14 protein-coding genes and 1 pseudogene are annotated in these 16763 nt (G+C 64.8%); 8 read left to right on the top strand and 7 right to left on the bottom strand.

The genetic code is table 11. From position 1 onward, the window contains the following. The 5 genes from ACFPOU_RS04360 to ACFPOU_RS04340 all read left to right on the top strand — a co-directional run. The coding region (locus ACFPOU_RS04360) for a crotonase/enoyl-CoA hydratase family protein (RefSeq protein ID WP_379717592.1) at positions 1 to 729 on the top strand (729 nt) is incomplete at its 5' end. A 26-nt stretch (positions 730 to 755) separates the two neighbouring features. Continuing rightward, entirely contained in the window at positions 756 to 1880 is a 1125-nt protein-coding gene (locus tag ACFPOU_RS04355; protein ID WP_379717590.1) for an acyl-CoA dehydrogenase family protein, read from the top strand. 107 nt (positions 1881 to 1987) lie between these two features. Then, the gene (locus ACFPOU_RS04350; protein WP_379717588.1) at positions 1988 to 5539 is read left to right on the top strand and encodes an indolepyruvate ferredoxin oxidoreductase family protein; all 3552 of its coding nucleotides are present in this window, start codon (positions 1988 to 1990) and stop codon (positions 5537 to 5539) included. Positions 5540 to 5550: 11 nt separating this feature from the next. Continuing rightward, positions 5551 to 6300, top strand: a complete 750-nt coding sequence (locus ACFPOU_RS04345) for an electron transfer flavoprotein subunit beta/FixA family protein (protein ID WP_379717586.1) — start codon at positions 5551 to 5553, stop codon at positions 6298 to 6300. Between the two features lie 12 nt (positions 6301 to 6312). Further along, positions 6313 to 7248, top strand: coding sequence for an electron transfer flavoprotein subunit alpha/FixB family protein (locus ACFPOU_RS04340; RefSeq protein WP_379717584.1), 936 nt, complete (start codon positions 6313 to 6315; stop codon positions 7246 to 7248). 4 nt (positions 7249 to 7252) lie between these two features. On the opposite strand, the gene ACFPOU_RS04335 is transcribed toward ACFPOU_RS04340, so the two are convergent. The 7 genes from ACFPOU_RS04335 to ACFPOU_RS04305 all read right to left on the bottom strand — a co-directional run bounded on the left by ACFPOU_RS04335 (position 7253) and on the right by ACFPOU_RS04305 (position 14346). Beyond that, positions 7253 to 9631, bottom strand: coding sequence for a PAS domain-containing protein (locus tag ACFPOU_RS04335; RefSeq protein WP_379717582.1), 2379 nt, complete (start codon positions 9629 to 9631; stop codon positions 7253 to 7255). 91 nt (positions 9632 to 9722) lie between these two features. Beyond that, entirely contained in the window at positions 9723 to 10643 is a 921-nt protein-coding gene (locus ACFPOU_RS04330) for a VOC family protein (protein WP_379717580.1), read from the bottom strand. 23 nt (positions 10644 to 10666) lie between these two features. After that, a complete protein-coding gene (locus ACFPOU_RS04325) occupies positions 10667 to 11425 on the bottom strand; it encodes an SDR family NAD(P)-dependent oxidoreductase (RefSeq protein ID WP_379717578.1) in 759 nt (252 codons plus the stop codon). 110 nt (positions 11426 to 11535) lie between these two features. After that, complete coding sequence (locus ACFPOU_RS04320; protein WP_379717576.1) at positions 11536 to 11751, bottom strand: ferredoxin; 216 nt, start codon at positions 11749 to 11751, stop codon at positions 11536 to 11538. Between the two features lie 94 nt (positions 11752 to 11845). Further along, positions 11846 to 12634 (bottom strand): IclR family transcriptional regulator, encoded by a 789-nt coding sequence (locus ACFPOU_RS04315; protein WP_379717574.1) that lies wholly within the window; start codon positions 12632 to 12634, stop codon positions 11846 to 11848. A gap of 123 nt (positions 12635 to 12757) precedes the next feature. After that, positions 12758 to 13951, bottom strand: a complete 1194-nt coding sequence (locus ACFPOU_RS04310) for a thiolase family protein (protein ID WP_379717572.1) — start codon at positions 13949 to 13951, stop codon at positions 12758 to 12760. Further along, entirely contained in the window at positions 13948 to 14346 is a 399-nt protein-coding gene (locus tag ACFPOU_RS04305; protein ID WP_379717570.1) for a Zn-ribbon domain-containing OB-fold protein, read from the bottom strand. Before ACFPOU_RS04305 ends, ACFPOU_RS04310 begins: the two co-directional genes overlap by 4 nt. Before the next feature lie 135 nt (positions 14347 to 14481). On the opposite strand from ACFPOU_RS04305, the gene ACFPOU_RS04300 reads away from it, so the two are divergent. The 3 genes and pseudogenes from ACFPOU_RS04300 to ACFPOU_RS04290 form a co-directional block, all read left to right on the top strand. Then, complete coding sequence (locus ACFPOU_RS04300; protein WP_379717568.1) at positions 14482 to 15180, top strand: SDR family NAD(P)-dependent oxidoreductase; 699 nt, start codon at positions 14482 to 14484, stop codon at positions 15178 to 15180. A gap of 94 nt (positions 15181 to 15274) precedes the next feature. Next, positions 15275 to 16261: a fumarylacetoacetate hydrolase family protein gene (locus tag ACFPOU_RS04295; RefSeq protein ID WP_379717566.1), complete on the top strand. Its 987-nt coding sequence runs from the start codon at positions 15275 to 15277 to the stop codon at positions 16259 to 16261. Positions 16262 to 16344: 83 nt separating this feature from the next. Further along, a pseudogene (locus tag ACFPOU_RS04290) lies at positions 16345 to 16763 on the top strand (MFS transporter); the annotation flags it as partial.

The raw sequence follows: 16763 nt of genomic DNA, 5'->3' as shown, positions 1-16763 counted from the left end.
AATGCCCTGAGCCTGCCGTCGCAGATGCAGGAATTCGTCGACATGTGCGCCATGGTGCGTGCGGATCGCGGCATCAAGGTCGTGGTCCTGACCGGGAACGGCCCGGCCTTCTGCGCCGGCGGCAACGTCAAGGACATGGCCGAGCGCGGCGGCATCTTTGCCGGCTCGCCCTATGAAGTAAGCGAGAGCTACCGCAACGGCATCCAGCGTATTCCGCTGTGCCTCTACAGCCTCGATGTACCCGTGATCGCCGCCCTGAATGGCCCGGCAATTGGCGCTGGGCTCGACCTGGCCTGCATGTGCGACGTGCGGGTGTCGGCCGATACGGCCAAATTTGCCGAGAGCTTCGTCAAGCTCGGCATCGTGCCCGGTGACGGCGGCGCCTGGCTGCTGCCGCGGGTCGTCGGCATGCCGAAGGCCAGCCTGATGGCGCTCACCGGGGACGCCATCGATGCGCAGACCGCGCTGGCCTGGGGCCTGGTCACCGAAGTGGTGCCGGCCGCGGGCGTGCTGGAGGCGGCGCTGGCGATTGCGCGGCGCATGGCGGCCAATCCTTCGCACGGGCTGCGCCTGACCAAGCGCCTGCTGCGCGAAGGTCAGCACATGCGGCTCGATTCGCTGCTGGAGATGTCGGCCGCCTACCAGGCGCTGGCCCACCACACCGAAGACCACGCCGAAGCGGTGTCTGCCTTCCTCGGCAAGCGCGAACCGCGTTACCAGGGGCGCTAGACCCCATTTCATCAGGAGACACGACAATGCGCAGCGTATTCCGCGAAGACCATCACATGTTCCGCGAGATGGCCCGACGGTTCATCGAAAACGAAATCGTGCCGCACCTGGCCGAGTGGGAGCACGCCGGCATCGTGCCGAAGTCGGTCTGGAAGAAAGCCGGCGAGGTCGGCCTGCTGTGCTCCACCGTCCCCGAGGAGTACGGCGGCGCCGGCGGCGACTTCGGACACTCGGCGGTGATGATCGAGGAACTGGCGCGCGTAAACGCCACGGCGATCGGTTTCACCACCCATTCGGAAATCGTCACGCCCTATATCGTCGCCTACGGCAGCGAAGAGCAGAAGCGCAAATGGCTCCCCAGGATGGTCAGCGGCGAGATAATCGGCGTGATCGCGATGAGCGAACCGGGCATCGGCTCGGACCTGCGCTCGATGCGCACCAGCGCCCGGCGCGACGGCGACGACTATGTGGTCAATGGCCAGAAGACTTTCATTACCAACGGCGGCAATGCGGACCTGATGGTCACGGCGACCAAGCTCGATCCGGGAGCCAAGGAACTCACGCTGATCTGCGTCGAGGCCGACCGCGCGGGCTTCTCGAAAGGCAAGCTGCTCGAAAAAATCGGACTGAAGGGCCAGGATACCTCGGAGCTCTACTTCGACGAGGTGCGGGTGCCCGCCGAAAACCGGCTGGGCGAGGAGAACAAGGGCTTCTCCTACCTGACCCACCAGCTGGCCTGGGAGCGCACCATCATTGGCCTGCGCGCCGCCGCCAGCATCGAAGCGCTGCTGGAAGACACGCTGGAATATGTCCGCGAGCGCAAGGTCTTCGGCAAGACCGTCTTCGATTTCCAGAACACGAAGTTCAAGCTGGCCGAGTGTAAGGCGCAGGCGACCATGCTCAGGGTGTTCGTCGACGACTGCCTGGGCAAGGCCATGCGCGGGGAGCTGTCGGCCGAAGTCGGCGCGATGTGCAAGCTGCTCGGGTCCGAAATGCAGGGCAGGATTCTCGACGAGCTGCTCCAGCTGCATGGCGGCTACGGCTTCATGAGCGAATACAAGATCAGCCGCGCCTGGGTCGATGCCCGGGTCGCGCGGATCTACGGCGGCACCTCGGAAATCATGAAAGAGATTATCGCGCGCTCGCTTTAGCAGTCCGGCGTCCTTCAGGTTTCGAAGCCAGGCCCGCTCCCTGTCCCGTAGCGGGGCGGAGAGCCGCGCCTGCAGCGCCTTTTACCAAAATCATCAGGGGATCACTCATGAATTCGCCGCTCACCGCTGACGCGGGCGCCGCCTTGCGCGCCGTCACGCTCGACGACAAGTACACCGTCGACCAGGGCCGCATCTTTTTGAGCGGCGTGCAGATGCTGGCGCGCCTGCCGATGCTGCAGAAGGCGCGCGACCTGCGCGCGGGCCTGAACACCGGCGGCTATGTGTCCGGCTACCGCGGTTCGCCCCTGGGTGGCCTGGATCTGGCCCTCTGGAAGGCGAAGAAGCATCTGGAAAGCCACGATGTCGTGTTCCAGCCCGGCCTGAACGAGGACCTGGCGGCCACCGCCGTCTGGGGGACGCAGCAGGTGAACCTGTACGAAAGCGCGACGCGCGACGGCGTGTTCGGCATGTGGTACGGCAAAGGCCCGGGCGTCGACCGTTCGGCCGATGTCCTGAAACACGCGAATTCGGCCGGGACCTCGCGCCATGGCGGGGTGCTGATGCTGGTCGGCGACGACCACGCGGCCAAGTCGTCGACCGTCGCGCACCAGTCCGAGCATTTGCTGATCGCCTGCGGGATCCCGGTGCTGTATCCATCGAGCGTGCAGGAATTCCACGACTACGGCTTGCATGGCTGGGCCATGAGCCGCCATGCGGGACTCTGGGTATCGATGAAATGCGTGACCGACGTGGTCGAATCCTCGGCCTCGATCGAGATCGACACGGGCGCCATGCAGATCGTCATCCCCGAGCCGCCGGCGCTCGAAGGCGGACTCGGGATCCGCTGGCCCGACGCGCCCCTGGACCAGGAAGCGCGGCTGGTCGACCACAAGTGGTATGCGGCGCTCGACTACATCCGCGCCAACAAACTCAACAAGGTCGTGCTGGATGCGCCGCAAGCGCGCTTCGGCATCGTTGCCGCCGGCAAGGCCTACCTCGACCTGCGCCAGGCGCTGGCCGACCTGGGTCTCGACGAGGACGCCTGCGCGCAAATCGGGATCCGGATCCTGAAAGTCGGTTGCGTATGGCCGCTGCATGCGCAGGACGTGCAGGAGTTCGCTACCGGTCTGGAGGAGATCCTGGTGGTCGAAGAAAAGCGCCAGGTGCTGGAATATGCGATCAAGGAGCAGTTGTACAACTGGCCGCATGCGCTGCGGCCGCGCGTGTACGGCAAGTTCGACGAGCGCGATGGCGCCGGCGGCGAATGGGCGCAGCCGCGCGGGCAGTGGCTGCTACCTGCCCGTTACGAGCTGTCGCCCGCGCTGATCGCGCGTGCGCTGGCGCGGCGCCTGGGCCGGGCCGGGCTGCCGGAGGACCTGTGCACGGCAATGGAGGCGCGGATCGCCGTCATCGACGCCAAGGAGCGCGAAGCGGCGCGCCCGCGCGTGACGGCCGAGCGCAAGCCATGGTTCTGCTCGGGCTGCCCGCACAATACCTCGACCAGGGTGCCGGAAGGATCGCGCGCGCTGGCCGGCATCGGCTGCCACTACATGGCGCTCTGGATGGACCGGCGCACCGAGACCGTCACGCAGATGGGCGGCGAGGGCGTCAGCTGGCTCGGGCAAATGCACTTCACGCGAGACAAGCATGTCTTCGTCAACCTGGGCGACGGCACCTATTTCCATTCGGGCCTGCTCGCCATCCGCGCCGCGATTGCGGCCAGGGCGACGGTCACCTACAAGATCCTCTACAACGATGCGGTGGCCATGACCGGCGGCCAGCCCGTCGACGGCACGCTGACGGTGCCGCAAATCGCGCAGCAGGTGGTGGGCGAGGGCGCCGCGCGGGTACTGGTCGTCAGCGACGAGCCGGAAAAATACGCCGCGCGCACGGGCTTGCCGGAGAACGTGACCGTGCATCACCGCGACCAGTTCGACGCCTTGCAGCTGGAGCTGCGGGAAGTGGCGGGCGTGTCGGTCCTCATCTACGACCAGACCTGCGCCACCGAAAAGCGGCGCCGCCGCAAGCGCGGCGACTACCCGGACCCGGCGCGGCGCGCCTTCATCAACCCGGCCGTGTGCGAGGGCTGCGGCGACTGCTCGGTCAAGTCGAACTGCCTGTCGGTCGAGCCGCTGGAGACGGCGCTGGGCACCAAGCGCAAGATCAACCAGAGCTCGTGCAACAAGGATTTCTCCTGCGTGAACGGCTTTTGCCCGAGTTTCGTGACGGCCGAGGGCGCACAGCTGCGCCGTCCGAAGACTGCCGCCGCCGGCGCGCCGCCGCAATCGGTGCCCGAGCCGGTGCTGGCGCCCCTTGCCGGCGTGTGCGGCATCGTGGTGCCGGGTGTCGGCGGCACCGGTGTCGTGACTGTCGGCGCGCTGCTTGGCATGGCGGCGCACCTGGAAAGCAAGGGCGTCAAGGTGCTCGACATCACGGGCCTGGCGCAGAAGGGCGGTGCGGTGCTCAGCCACGTGCAGATTGCCGCCCACCCTGAGCAGCTGCACGCGACCCGGGTGCCGATGGGTGAAGCGGCAGTCCTGATCGGCTGCGATGCAATGGTAGCGGCATCGAGCGACGCGCTGTCGCGTGTTCGCCATGGCCGCACGCATGCAGTCGTCAACAGCGCGTCCGTGCCGGCCGCGGCCTTCCTGTCGAACCCGGACTGGACATTCCCGGGCGCCGCTGCCGAGGGCGATGTCCGCGCCGCCATCGGCGACGGCTGCGAATTCATCGACGCCAACGCGCTTGCGCTGCGTCTGTTCGGCGACAGCATCTACGCCAACCCGCTGCTGCTCGGCTATGCCTGGCAACGAGGCTGGATACCGCTGGGCCGGACCGCGCTGCTGCGCGCAATCGAATTGAATGCCGTGTCGGTCGACAAGAACCAGGCGGCGTTCGAAGCGGGCCGCCTGGCCGCGCACGATCCCGCCCTGCTGCCAAAGGGCGAGGCTGGAGCGGAAAGTAAAACCGTCGTGATGGCGATGCCGGTCACGCTCGACCGATTGATTGCGCAGCGCGTGGACTTGCTGACCGCCTACCAGAATGCCGCCTATGCGGACCGCTACCGGCTTGCCGTGGAGCGCCTGCGCGCCGTGGAGAGCCGGATCGCCGGAAGCAAGCGACCGGTTCTCACCGAAGCGGTCGCGCGCAATCTCGCCAAGCTCATGGCCTACAAGGACGAATACGAAGTGGCGCGGCTGCACAGCGCCCCCGCGTTTTTAGAGGAGCTGCGCAAGCAGTTCGAGGGCGAACCCGGCAAGGACTACACACTGAACTTCCACCTTGCGCCACCGCTGCTGGCCAAGCACGACGCTGAGGGCAAGCTCGTAAAACAGCGCTTCGGCCCCTGGATGATGCAGGCGTTCAAAGTGCTCGCGCGATTCAAGGGATTGCGCGGCAGCCTGATCGACCCCTTCGGCAAGACCGCGGAACGGCGCCGCGAGCGCCGGCTGGTCGACGACTATTTCGCCCTGGTCGACTTGTTCTGTAACAGCCTGACGTCCGAACGGCTGGACACTGCGCTCGAACTGGCGCGCCTGCCTGAAAAAATCCGTGGCTATGGCCATGTGAAGGAAAAAGCCATGGACGCGGCGCAGGAAAACCATGCGCTGCTGATGGCACTCTACCAAGCGCCCGCAAACCGATTACGAAAAGCCTGAAGGAGAGAAAGATGAAAGTCCTGGTACCCGTCAAACGCGTGGTCGACTACAACGTCAAGGTCCGCGTCAAGTCCGATGGCAGCGGCGTGGATATCGCCAACGTCAAGATGTCGATGAATCCATTCGACGAAATCGCGCTCGAAGAAGCGACCCGTTTGAAGGAAGCCGGCAAGGTCACCGAAGTCGTGGCCGTCTCGATCGGTGTGCCGCAGTGCCAGGAAACCCTGCGTACCGGCATGGCGATCGGCGCCGACCGCGGCATCCTGGTCGAAACCAATGGCGAAACCGAGCCGCTGGGCGTGGCCAAGATCATGAAGGCGCTGGCCGACAAAGAGCAGCCGCAGCTGATCATCCTCGGCAAGCAGGCCATAGACGACGACTCGAACCAGACTGGCCAGATGTTAGCAAGCCTGCTGGGCTGGCCGCAAGCCACCTTCGCCTCGAAAGTCGTGCTGGACGACGGCAAAGTCACCGTGACGCGCGAAGTCGACGGCGGCCTGGAAACCGTGTCGCTGACCCTGCCCGCCATCGTCACTACCGACCTGCGCCTGAACGAGCCGCGCTACGTCACGCTGCCGAACATCATGAAGGCCAAGAAGAAGCCGCTGGAAACGATCAAGCCGGAAGACCTGGGCGTCGACGTAACCCCGCGCCTGAAGACCCTGAAGGTCGTCGAGCCGGCCAAGCGTTCGGCCGGCATCAAGGTCCCGGACGTCGCCACGCTGGTCGCCAAGCTGCGCACCGAAGCCAAAGTCATCTAATAAGGAAACATCATGGTCGCACTCGTAATTGCTGAACACGACAATGGCTCGCTGAAAGGCAGCACCCACCACACCGTGACCGCGGCCGCCCAGTGTGGCGGCGACGTGCACGTGCTGGTCGCCGGTTCCAACTGCGGCGCCGCCGCCGAAGCCGCCGCGCAAATCGCCGGCGTCTCGAAAGTGCTGGTCGCCGACGCACCGTACTTCGCCGACGGCCTGGCCGAAAACGTGGCCGAGCAGATCCTGGCTGTCGCGGGTTCGTACTCGCACATCCTGGCCCCGGCCACCGCCTACGGCAAGAACATCCTGCCGCGCGTGGCCGCCAAGCTGGACGTGGCGCAAATCTCGGAAATCACCAAGGTCGATTCGCCCGACACCTTCGAGCGTCCGATCTACGCCGGCAACGCGATCGCCACCGTGCAGTCGAACGACAGCGTGAAAGTCATCACCGTGCGCGGCACCGGCTTCGACGCGGTGCCTGGCACCGGCGGTTCGGCCGCCGTCGAATCGATCGCCGCCGCTGCCGACTTCGGCAAGTCGGCTTTTGTTGGCCGCGAGCTGGCGAAATCGGACCGTCCCGAACTGACGGCTGCGAAGATCATCGTCTCGGGCGGGCGCGGCATGGGCTCGGGCGACAACTTCAAGCTGCTCGAGCCGCTGGCCGACAAGCTGGGCGCGGCCATGGGCGCTTCGCGCGCGGCAGTCGACGCCGGCTACGTGCCGAACGACTGGCAGGTGGGCCAGACCGGCAAGATCGTCGCGCCGTCGCTGTACATCGCCGTCGGCATCTCGGGCGCGATCCAGCACCTGGCCGGCATGAAGGATTCGAAGACGATCGTTGCGATCAACAAGGATCCGGAAGCGCCGATCTTCTCGGTGGCTGACTACGGCCTGGTGGGCGACCTGTTCGAGGTGCTTCCCGAGCTGACCGCGCAGCTCGGCCAATAGGGCCTCATGATCGATGCTGTTCCAGCAAAGCTGCTAATTTTGCAAGGTCGACCGGCTTCACGAGATGCTGGTCGAATCCCGCCGCAGTCGTTTTGAGCCTGTCGTGCTCCTGGCCGTATCCCGTTACCGCAACCAGCAAGGCGTGGCCCGTTTCTTCTTGTCTCAGGCAACGGGCGAGTTCATTACCGTCCATGTCGGGCAAGCCGATGTCGAGTATGTAGACATCGGGTCTTTCCAGCCTGGCGCGATCGATTGCTGCGCGCGACGAATGTTCGATCGACACTTGATGACCCAGGCTTTCGAGATACAAGGCCAGCATCTGTGCCGCGTCTTCGTTGTCGTCGACTACCAGGGTACGCAAGGGCTGTTTTGATGGCGCAGGTTGACGGGTGTCGCCGGGCCCCTCCGCGGCGGCACCATTCTCGACATGATGGCGTGGAAGGCGCAAGGTGAACCGGCTCCCCCGGTCCTTGCCCTCGCTGAAACAGCTGATTGTTCCACCGTGAAGCTCGGCCAGGTTCTTGACCAGTGCCAAGCCGATTCCCAGTCCTCCCTGGGTGCGGTCCGCTGTTCTTTCCGCCTGGGTGAACAGCTCGAAGACATGCGGTTGCAGCTCCGCCGGCATACCGATACCGTTGTCTTCGATCGACAGCACCAGTGCGTCCGTGTTCACCTCCAGCATCAACCCAATCTCGCCGCCTGGCGATGTATATTTTGCGGCGTTATTCAGCAGATTGGCGATGATTTGCACCAGGCGCTCCCGATCGCCCAGCACATACGCTTTCTCTGCCGCCAGGTCGAACAGCAAGTGGTGGCGCTGGGTTTCGATAAATGGCCGCACCTGCTCGACCGCGCCATATACAACCGACTTCAGGTCGAGCGGCTCCTTGGTGATCGTAACCAGCCCCCGCGTCACCCTCGACACGTCGAGCAAGTCGTTGACGAGCGCTGTCATGTGCTTCACCTGGCGGCTGATGATCTGCGAGGTCCGTTTTGCCAGCTTTGCATCGAGGGCAGGCGTTTGCAGTACTTGGGCGGCTGCAGCGATGGGCGCCAGCGGATTTCTAAGCTCATGGGCAAGCATTGCCAGGAACTCATCCTTGCGCAGGTTCGCATCGCGCAATACTTCTTCGGCCTGGTTGCGTTCCGTCACATCGCGCGTCGTCCCGGCGATGGCTTCGACCTGGCCGTCCATGCCGAGTACGGGCGTGAAAATATACTCATAGATACGCCGGCCGTTGGTACCGTTAAACGGCACTTCGCCACGAATGGGTTGCCTGGTTGCTATGACCTGATCGATTTCGCGGTCATGCATTTCCGCGTGCCACGGTTCGTAACCCAGCTCCAGGCAGGTCAGTCCGATTGCCTCATCCCAGGTGCGGCCCCACATCGTCAGCAATATCTTGTTGGCGTATGCAAAGCGATGGTCCAGTCCGAACACATAGGCCAGGTCTGGCGTGTTTTCCAAGAAAGTTTCGTGGAGCCGACGACGGCGCTCGGATTCGGCAACGACCTTGTCCAGTTCCGCTGCGTTGCGGGCTCGTTCGCTGGCGATACGCGTTCGCTCGGCGACGTCCTTGATAAATGCCAGCTCGTCATCCGACCAGTGCTTGACCTGTGCATGGTTGACAAAAATAAGTGCAACCAGTTGGTTCTTCTCGATGACGGGCACATTCACGAAGGCTGCGGCGCTGCGTTCTCTCGAGGCGGGTGCCGAAGCTGCAGTGCGACTGTCCTCTCCTACATCATCAATGGCGATGAGTGTCCCGGTCTTCAAGTCATCGATAAATGAGCCATAGTCGCGCAACTTCAACGTCCCAGCGAGTGTCTCGACACCGGGCGCATTCCAGTCCCGGACTACATGCAGCGTCTCGGCGACCGGGTCGATGGTTCCATAGCCTACCCGGCTGACACCCAGTGTCTTTCCCAGAATTTCCGAAGCCTTGTACTTGATGTCTTCCGAGGTGTTCAGGTCGCGGAAGACCTCGGTCAGGGTGAACAGCGCGTTGCGACGTTCTTCCTCCTGCATGCGGGCTGTGATATCGCGGAAATAGACCGACAAGCCCGCGGGTGCGGGATAGACGTTCACGTCGTACCATCGCTTGTGGTCCGGATAGTAGGAGTGGAACGAAAGGGCGAGTTGCTCCTGCGCGGCTTTCCGGTACATTCGTTCGAAGTCGCTGCCCACGGTGCCTGGATAGACATCCCAGATGCTTTTACCCAGCAAGTCGGCCGGTTCGCACTCCAGCGTCTTTACAGTCTGGCGATTGACATAAGAAAACTGCCAGTCCGTATTAAGACTGAAAAACGCGTCGGTAATACTGTCCAGAATAGTTTGCGCGTCGCTCAACTGGACTGAGTGCTCATTCGATTGGCCTTGCATTCAACACCTATGGCAAAAATTTGCCTCAAGTGTAATGGGTTTTGCGTCCGGGCGATGTCGCAACAGGCGCTGCGGTTTCGCCCGGACGCATTCAGCGATCGAACACTTCCTCGGGCGAGCGCACGCTCGAGCCCAGGATCGGGCCGACCAGCTCGTGTCCCCAGGTCGACAGCTTCTCCGGATTGAGTTCATAGCCGTCGTCGTGCCAGGGCTCGAGCTCGACGATGCATTCGATCGCGAAGCCCGATGGCGTGAAGTGATAGAAGGACATGTGCGGGTCCTGCGTGTGCTGGCCCAGGGTCATCATCATCTGCAGCCCTTTTTTGCGTACCAGGTCATAGGTCTCGCCGACGTCGCGCACCGAATTGACGGTGATGCCGATGTGCTGGACGCCCGCCTTACCGGGCCCGAAACCGTAGGCGATGTCGTGGCTGGTGTGCGTATTCAGCTTGGAGCGGAAGAAACCGGTTTTTCCCTTGCCGGCGCCTGCGCCGTAGTAGCGCATGCCCATGATATTGGTGAGGAAATGCTCCAGCTCGGGCGTGTACTCGGGTGTGATCAGGACCACGTGGCCGACGCCGCGCTCGCCGCAGGTAAAGCCGCCGTGGGGACGGCCGGGCTGGAAGGAGCGCGGCATCCATTTCTGGGCATAGAACAGCTCGTGCTGGTAGCCCACCGGGTCGCGAAAACGCACCAGCTCCTTGACGCCGCGGCGCTCGCACAGGTCTTGGTCCGCGACGCTGACTTCGACACCGTGCTCGCGGAAGCGCGCGACGGCTGCCTGGAACTCCAGCTTGCCTTTCGCTTCCCAGCCGATGTAGGCGATCCGGTCGATCTTCCCCGGGTGGAAGGCGAGCCGGTGGCGCCGGTCGTCCATTTTGAAGTACAGCGAATCCGAATCGCTTTCCGGCGACGGGGCGACCTGGAAGCCCATCACTTGCGGGCCGTAGTCGCGCCATGCGTCCAGGTTGGCGGTTTCGAAGCCGAGATAGCCGATGCCGATGATGTCCATTGATTCTCCTGTTTGAGCGTTACTTAGATCGCGAGCAGGCCGCCGTCGACCACCAGGTCGGAACCGGTCATGAAGCGCGCTTCGTCGGATGCGACGTACAGTGCAAGCGACACGACTTCTTCCGGTTCGCCCGGGCGGTCCTGCAGCACACCGTCGAGGATGATGCGGCGCGTCACGGGATTCTCTACGAAGGCGGCGGTGCCCGGCGTTTTGACGAAGCCAGGGCTGATGCTGACCGCGCGGATGCCCAGCGGGGCGCCCTCGACCGCCACCTGCCGGGTGAACGAGACGACCGCGCCCTTGGCCGCGCTGTGCGCGCTGATGCCGGCCGCCTTCGAGCCGCCCCAGGCCGCCGTCGAGGCGATATTGATGACCACGCCGCCGCGTACCGACAGGTGGCGCCAGGCGTATTTGGTGGCGAAGAAGACGAGGTCGAGTTCGTTACGAATCGTGTAATGCCAGTCCTCGACCGACATCTCGCCCACACCGCCGAATTTCGCCGCCGAGGCGTTGTTGTACAGGATGTCGATGCGGCCGAGTTCCTCCGCCGCCGAATCGACCCAGCGCCTGGCCTGTTCATGGTCGCCGAGGTCGACGGGCGCCGAGCCGTGCAGCGTGTAGCCCTCGGCCGCCATCAGGCGCGCGGTTTCTTCATGGGCGGCGCGATCGACGTCGCAGCCGACGACGGTGGCGCCTTCGCGTGCGAAGTACAAGGCCGCGACACGGCCCTGGCCGCCACCGGTACCGGTGATCAGGGCGACTTTTCCGGCTAATCTGTTCATGTGCTATCCCCGCAGGTGAGGGATCCGGCCGTGCGCGCGCTCGCCTGGCGCCGCCTGCTGGCGGCTACCTGGGGACTGCACACCTGGCGCGGACCGCCAGGAAGGGAAGTTCAGGCCGGAGCCTGGACCGCGATGGCTTCGGCGGGGCAGGCGGCGGCCCCTTCGCGCGCCGATTCCAGCAGCGCTTCCGGCACCACGTCGCTGTCGACGTAGACAATGCCGCCGGCGTCGAGCTTGTAGACTTCAGGGCAGATGGCGGCGCAGAGGCCATAACCGCAGCACTTGCTGCGTTCGATGATGACGCGGTGAAGAAGTTGGTCGCTCATGATTCGTCTCTTTAATAATTATCCGACCGCGGGGGTCTGTGAGACGATTATGCACACAAATCAAAAATCTGTCACGTTTTGTGAGGTTTGTCGTTTAAAACAGGATGTTTCCGATCTTGCCGGCAACCTTGCGCAGGGCAGCGCCGAGCTTGTCGATCTCGTCGCTGCCGTGCTGTCCCCGGAAAGTCACGGCCGACACGGCATAGGCGATTGCCCCGCTGCGGTCGGCGACAGGGGCGGCCACCGCCAGGATGCCGGGCGAAAAATAGCCGTCGTCGACAGCCCAGCCCTTGATCCGCGCATCGGCCACCTGCTGGCGGTATTCCTCGAAGCGCAAGGGACGCGGCCAGCGTATCTTGTCGAAGGCCGCGCGCAGGCGCGCCTCGTCGAGTTCGAGGTGGGCGGCGAACAGCCGTCCGCTCGCGCCCATCAGCATCGGCAGGCGTTGTCCGATCGCCATGTCGATGCGCAGGTCGCCCGGGCTGGTTTCCGAACTGACCAGCACGATCCGCTCGTTGCCCATGCGCCGCCACAGCGTCACGGTGACGTGGTGGGCGGCCGCGAATTCCTGCATCAGCGGACGCACCACCTCGAGCCGCTGGCCCTGCGTCACCAGGTGCTCGACCAGCTTGGCCAGGCCGAGGCCCGTGGAATAGGTCTTCGAGAGCGGATCGAAGTCGAGCATTTCCTCAGCGACGAGCGTACGCAGGGTATTGAAGCAGGTGCTCGGATTGAGCGCAAGCTCGCGCGCGATGTCGGCGGCGCGCTCGGGCGAGCCCGAAGCGGTCAGGAAGCGCAGGATGCGGATCGCATTCACGACCGGCTTGACGATCACGCCGGTGGCCAGCTCCGCGCGCTCTTCGCTGTGTGTATTGGTGGCCATGCGGCGCTCCAGTGGACGACGGGAGCGACGAAGCGCGACCGAGTCGATATTTAAAATACCATTCTAATATCAGAATCGATCGCGGGCAAGGGCAACTGTTCGAAATGCTACGGCAATGCGGATTTAGTCGCGTACCAGCAGCAGACTCCCTCCCAGCGGACCGCCGCCGGAGGCCACCACCGCAACCTGGTGCGGCGCGACCTGGCGCGCTCCGGCACGGCCCCAGAGCTGGCTGCAGGCCTCATGGACATAGCCCAGGCCGTGCGTACGCCCGCCGGAGAGCTGGCCGCCGTTGGTATTGACCGGCAGTTCCCCCGCCAGCGAAATGCGCCGCCCGCCCTCGACGAAGGGGCCGCTCTCGCCGCGCGGGCACAGGCGCAAGCCTTCCAGCCACATCATCGTCAGGATCGAAAAGCCGTCGTACAGCTGGGCATTGCCCACTTCCGCAGGCTTGATATCGGTGCGCGCCCACATCATGTCGCCGCAGTCGCGCGTGGCCATGGCGGTAAGGTCGAGCTGGTCCCAGGACCAGGGCTGGTGCAGCGCCGCGCCGATGGCGTCGATCCGGACCGGCGGGTTCGGCCCATCCTTGGCGGCGTCGACGCGCGAGAGGATGATGGCGGTCGAGGCGTCGCAGTGGACGTCGCAGTCGAGCATGCGCAGCGGCGTCGAGATCATGCGCGAGGCCATGTAGTCGTCCATGCTCAAAGGCGTGCGATAGATCGCCTTTGGATTGAGCGCGGCATTCGCGCGGCAGGTGAGGGCGATTTGCGCCAGCTGCTCGGGGGTGGTGCCGTAGTCGTGGAAGTGGCGCTGGGCGTACATCGCCATCAGGTTGACGCCGGAGAGGACGTTGAAGGGCGTGTACCACTGCCAGGCGGCACTGTTGTCGCGCCCGACCGTCTTGTTGGTCAGCGCGCTGGCGCCCTTGTCGGTCTGGCGCCGCGTCGCCTCGGTAATCGTCCGGAATACCAGTACGTGGCGGCACAGGCCGGCGGCGATCGCCATTGCGCCATTGATCACCCCGGCGAGCGGACCGGGCCCTTCGTAGCCGCCGCCATACCAGTTGACCTTCAGGCCAAGGGTGCCGATCAAGGCATTCGGGCCGACCGGCGAAAAGGCGTCGCCATTGTTGTTGTCGCCCGGCCAGCACGACACGCCGTCGATGTCGTCGCGCGTGAGGCCGGCGTCCGCGATGGCTTCCAGGCAGGCATCGAGCGTCAGGCGCATGGCCGATTTGTTCGACGGCCGGCCCACTTCCGATTGGCCGATACCGCTGATGGCCACGTCTTTTTCGTAGAGTCGATCGAACATCATGCAGCCTTTTCAAAGAGGGGGAGCCAGACGTCCTCGACCTGTTCGAAGCGTACCCGTATCGGCATGTCGATATGCACTGCGTCCGGCGCCATGCCGACGATATTCGTGACGAAGCGCAGGCCGGGCTGCTCGGCCAGTTCGACGATCGCGACCACGTAGGGGTCCTTCAGGTCGGCGCGCCAGGGCTGGTGGTTGACCGTATAGGTGACGACCTTGCCGGCGCCGGACACCGCTTTCGGCGCGACGTCCTCGCTGAGGCAGCGCGGGCAGAGCGGCGCCGGCGGATGAAAGAATTGGGTGCAGGCGGCGCAGTGGTGCATGCGCAGTTCGCCGTCGGCGCCACCCTGCCAGAAGGCACGGTTGTCCGGGGTCAGGGCGGGAAGTTTTCGTGTCATGCCGGGCCTTTCGAGGTGGCTTGCCATGGTCTGTCGGTGCGAAGATTTTACAACTATGTAGACAGAAATTGAAAATATGTTTAAAGTTTTCCCATGTTGTTCCGGTTTTAACCGCTTTACACAGGAAAACCCGCCATGACCGCAAGACTCGATTCCCGCATTATCGTCGTCACCGGCGGCTTTGGCATCCTCGGACGCGCCGTGGCAGAACGCCTGGGTGAGGAGGGCGCGCGCGTCGTGCTGCTCGACCGCGCCGCCGCACCATCGTCCGGCTTGCCGCAGGTGGCGCTGGCGCTCGGCGGCGTCGAGCTCGGTGACGAAACGGCCTGCCAGGCGGCCTACACCCAGGTCCGCGAACTGCTGGGTGGCGTGGACGGCGTCGTCAACGTCGCCGGCGGTTTTATCTGGGAAACGCTCGAAGGCGGCGCCCTGGCCTCCTGGGACCGCATGTACGACACCAATGTCCGCACCGCGGTGGCCAGCTGCCGCGCGGCGCTGCCGCACCTGCTGGCGCGCGGCGCAGGGCGCATCGTCAACGTCGGCGCCGCCGCCGCCGGCAAGGCCGGCCTGGGCATGGGCGCCTATGCCGCGTCGAAGGCGGGCGTGGCGCGCCTGACCGAAGCCTTGGCCGAAGAACTGAAGGACCGCGGCATTACCGTCAACGCGGTCCTGCCGAGCATCATCGATACCCCGGCCAACCGCGGCGACATGCCGGATGCCGACGCCAGCCGCTGGGTCGCCCCATCCCAGCTGGCCGCGGTGATCGCATTCCTGCTGTCCGACGAGGCCGCGGCACTGACTGGCGCCTGCATTCCAGTGAACGGCCGGGTGTAGTCGCCACCGCGCGCCCGACAAACGGGCGCCCGATCCATCCAGAAGAGGGTGCAACCGTAACGAAGGGATGCGCCCCGCAACGGAGACATGAAGCATGAGACTCGTAACCTACCGTGACGAACGCGGCGCGATGCGCCCGGGCGCCCTGATCGAGGCCGACAGCGCCATCGTCGACCTGGCCAGCGCCGCGCAGGACGCCGGCCTCGGTCGCTGGCCGGCTTTCACCAGCATCCTGGCGCTGGTCGAGGCCGGGGACGAAGCCCTGGAGGAAGCGCGCCGCATGGTGGCGCGCGCCCCGTCGGCGTCGGTCATCGAACGCGCCACCGTCAAGTTGTGCGCACCGATCCAGCCACCGCCGCAAATGCGCGACTGCTCCTGCTTCGAGCTGCACCTGAAGCAGAGCTTCGCCGCCGCCCGCCGCGCACGCGTAGCCCACCTGCCGAACCCCGAGGAAGCGCTGGCGCAGATGAACACCCGCGCCGACGAGCGCGTGCTGGCCACCTTCAACCGCCAGCCGATCTACTACAAGTGCAACCGCTTCGCCGTCATCGGTCCCGACGAGGACGTGATCTGGCCCGCCTACAGCCGCGCGATGGACTTCGAGCTCGAATTCGCCTGCTATATCGGGCGCAAGGCGAAGGACGTCCCGCGCGAGAAGGCGCGCGAGCATATTGTCGGCTATACCATCTTCAACGACATGAGCGCGCGCGACACCCAGGCGCTCGAGATGGCCGGCATGCTCGGACCCGCCAAGAGCAAGGACTTCGACACCGGCAATGTAATGGGTCCCTGCCTGGTGACGGCGGACGAACTGCCCGACCCCTACGACCTGGCGATGATCGCCCGCGTCAACGGCGAGGAGTGGGGCAGGGGCAGCACGCGCGACATGCGCTGGCAGTTCGACGACCTGATCGCGCATATCTCGCGCTCCGAAACCCTGTATCCGGGCGAAGTGCTCGGTTCCGGCACGGTCGGCAACGGCTGCGGGCTGGAGCAGTCGCGCTACCTGAAGCCGGACGACGTCATCGAACTCGAAGTCGAGGGCATCGGGATCCTGCGCTCGCGGATCGTCAAACTGTAAACCTGCACGACTGCGGTATTCGACGGCGCCACCTGCCGGCAGAGCCAGGGGCGCCGCTTCCAACGGCCTTTGAGGAGACAAGCATGGTCGGAACAACAAACGGCGCGGCGATCGACTTCGCCGAATTCAGGCAAGCCTGGCGCGTGCTGCTGCTGGCGATCGCCGGCGTCATGATCAGCATTAATGCGGCGCTGCTGTATGGCTTCGGGGTACTGGTGATTCCGCTGCAGACCCAGTTCGGCTGGGACCGGCCCGCCTTGCAGGCCGCGATCAGCTTCCTGTTCGGCGGCGCCGTGATCGGCCTGCAGCTGGTCGGCTGGCTCAACCTGCGCTACGGGATCAAGCGCGTCACGGTGGTGTCGCTGCTGACGATGGCGCTCGGCTACCTGGCCACCACGCAAATCGGCGGTTCGGTCTGGACCCTGTACGCGGCCTTCTTCCTGCTGCCGATCGTCGGCATGGGCGCGCTTGCCGTCACCTGGACCCAGCTGCTCGCGCTCTG

The organism is Massilia jejuensis, assembly GCF_042656795.1.
GTDB lineage: Bacteria > Pseudomonadota > Gammaproteobacteria > Burkholderiales > Burkholderiaceae_D > Telluria > Telluria jejuensis.
The sequence above is the reverse complement of the archived record's forward strand: the minus strand, read 5'-3'. Positions and strand labels throughout refer to the sequence as shown.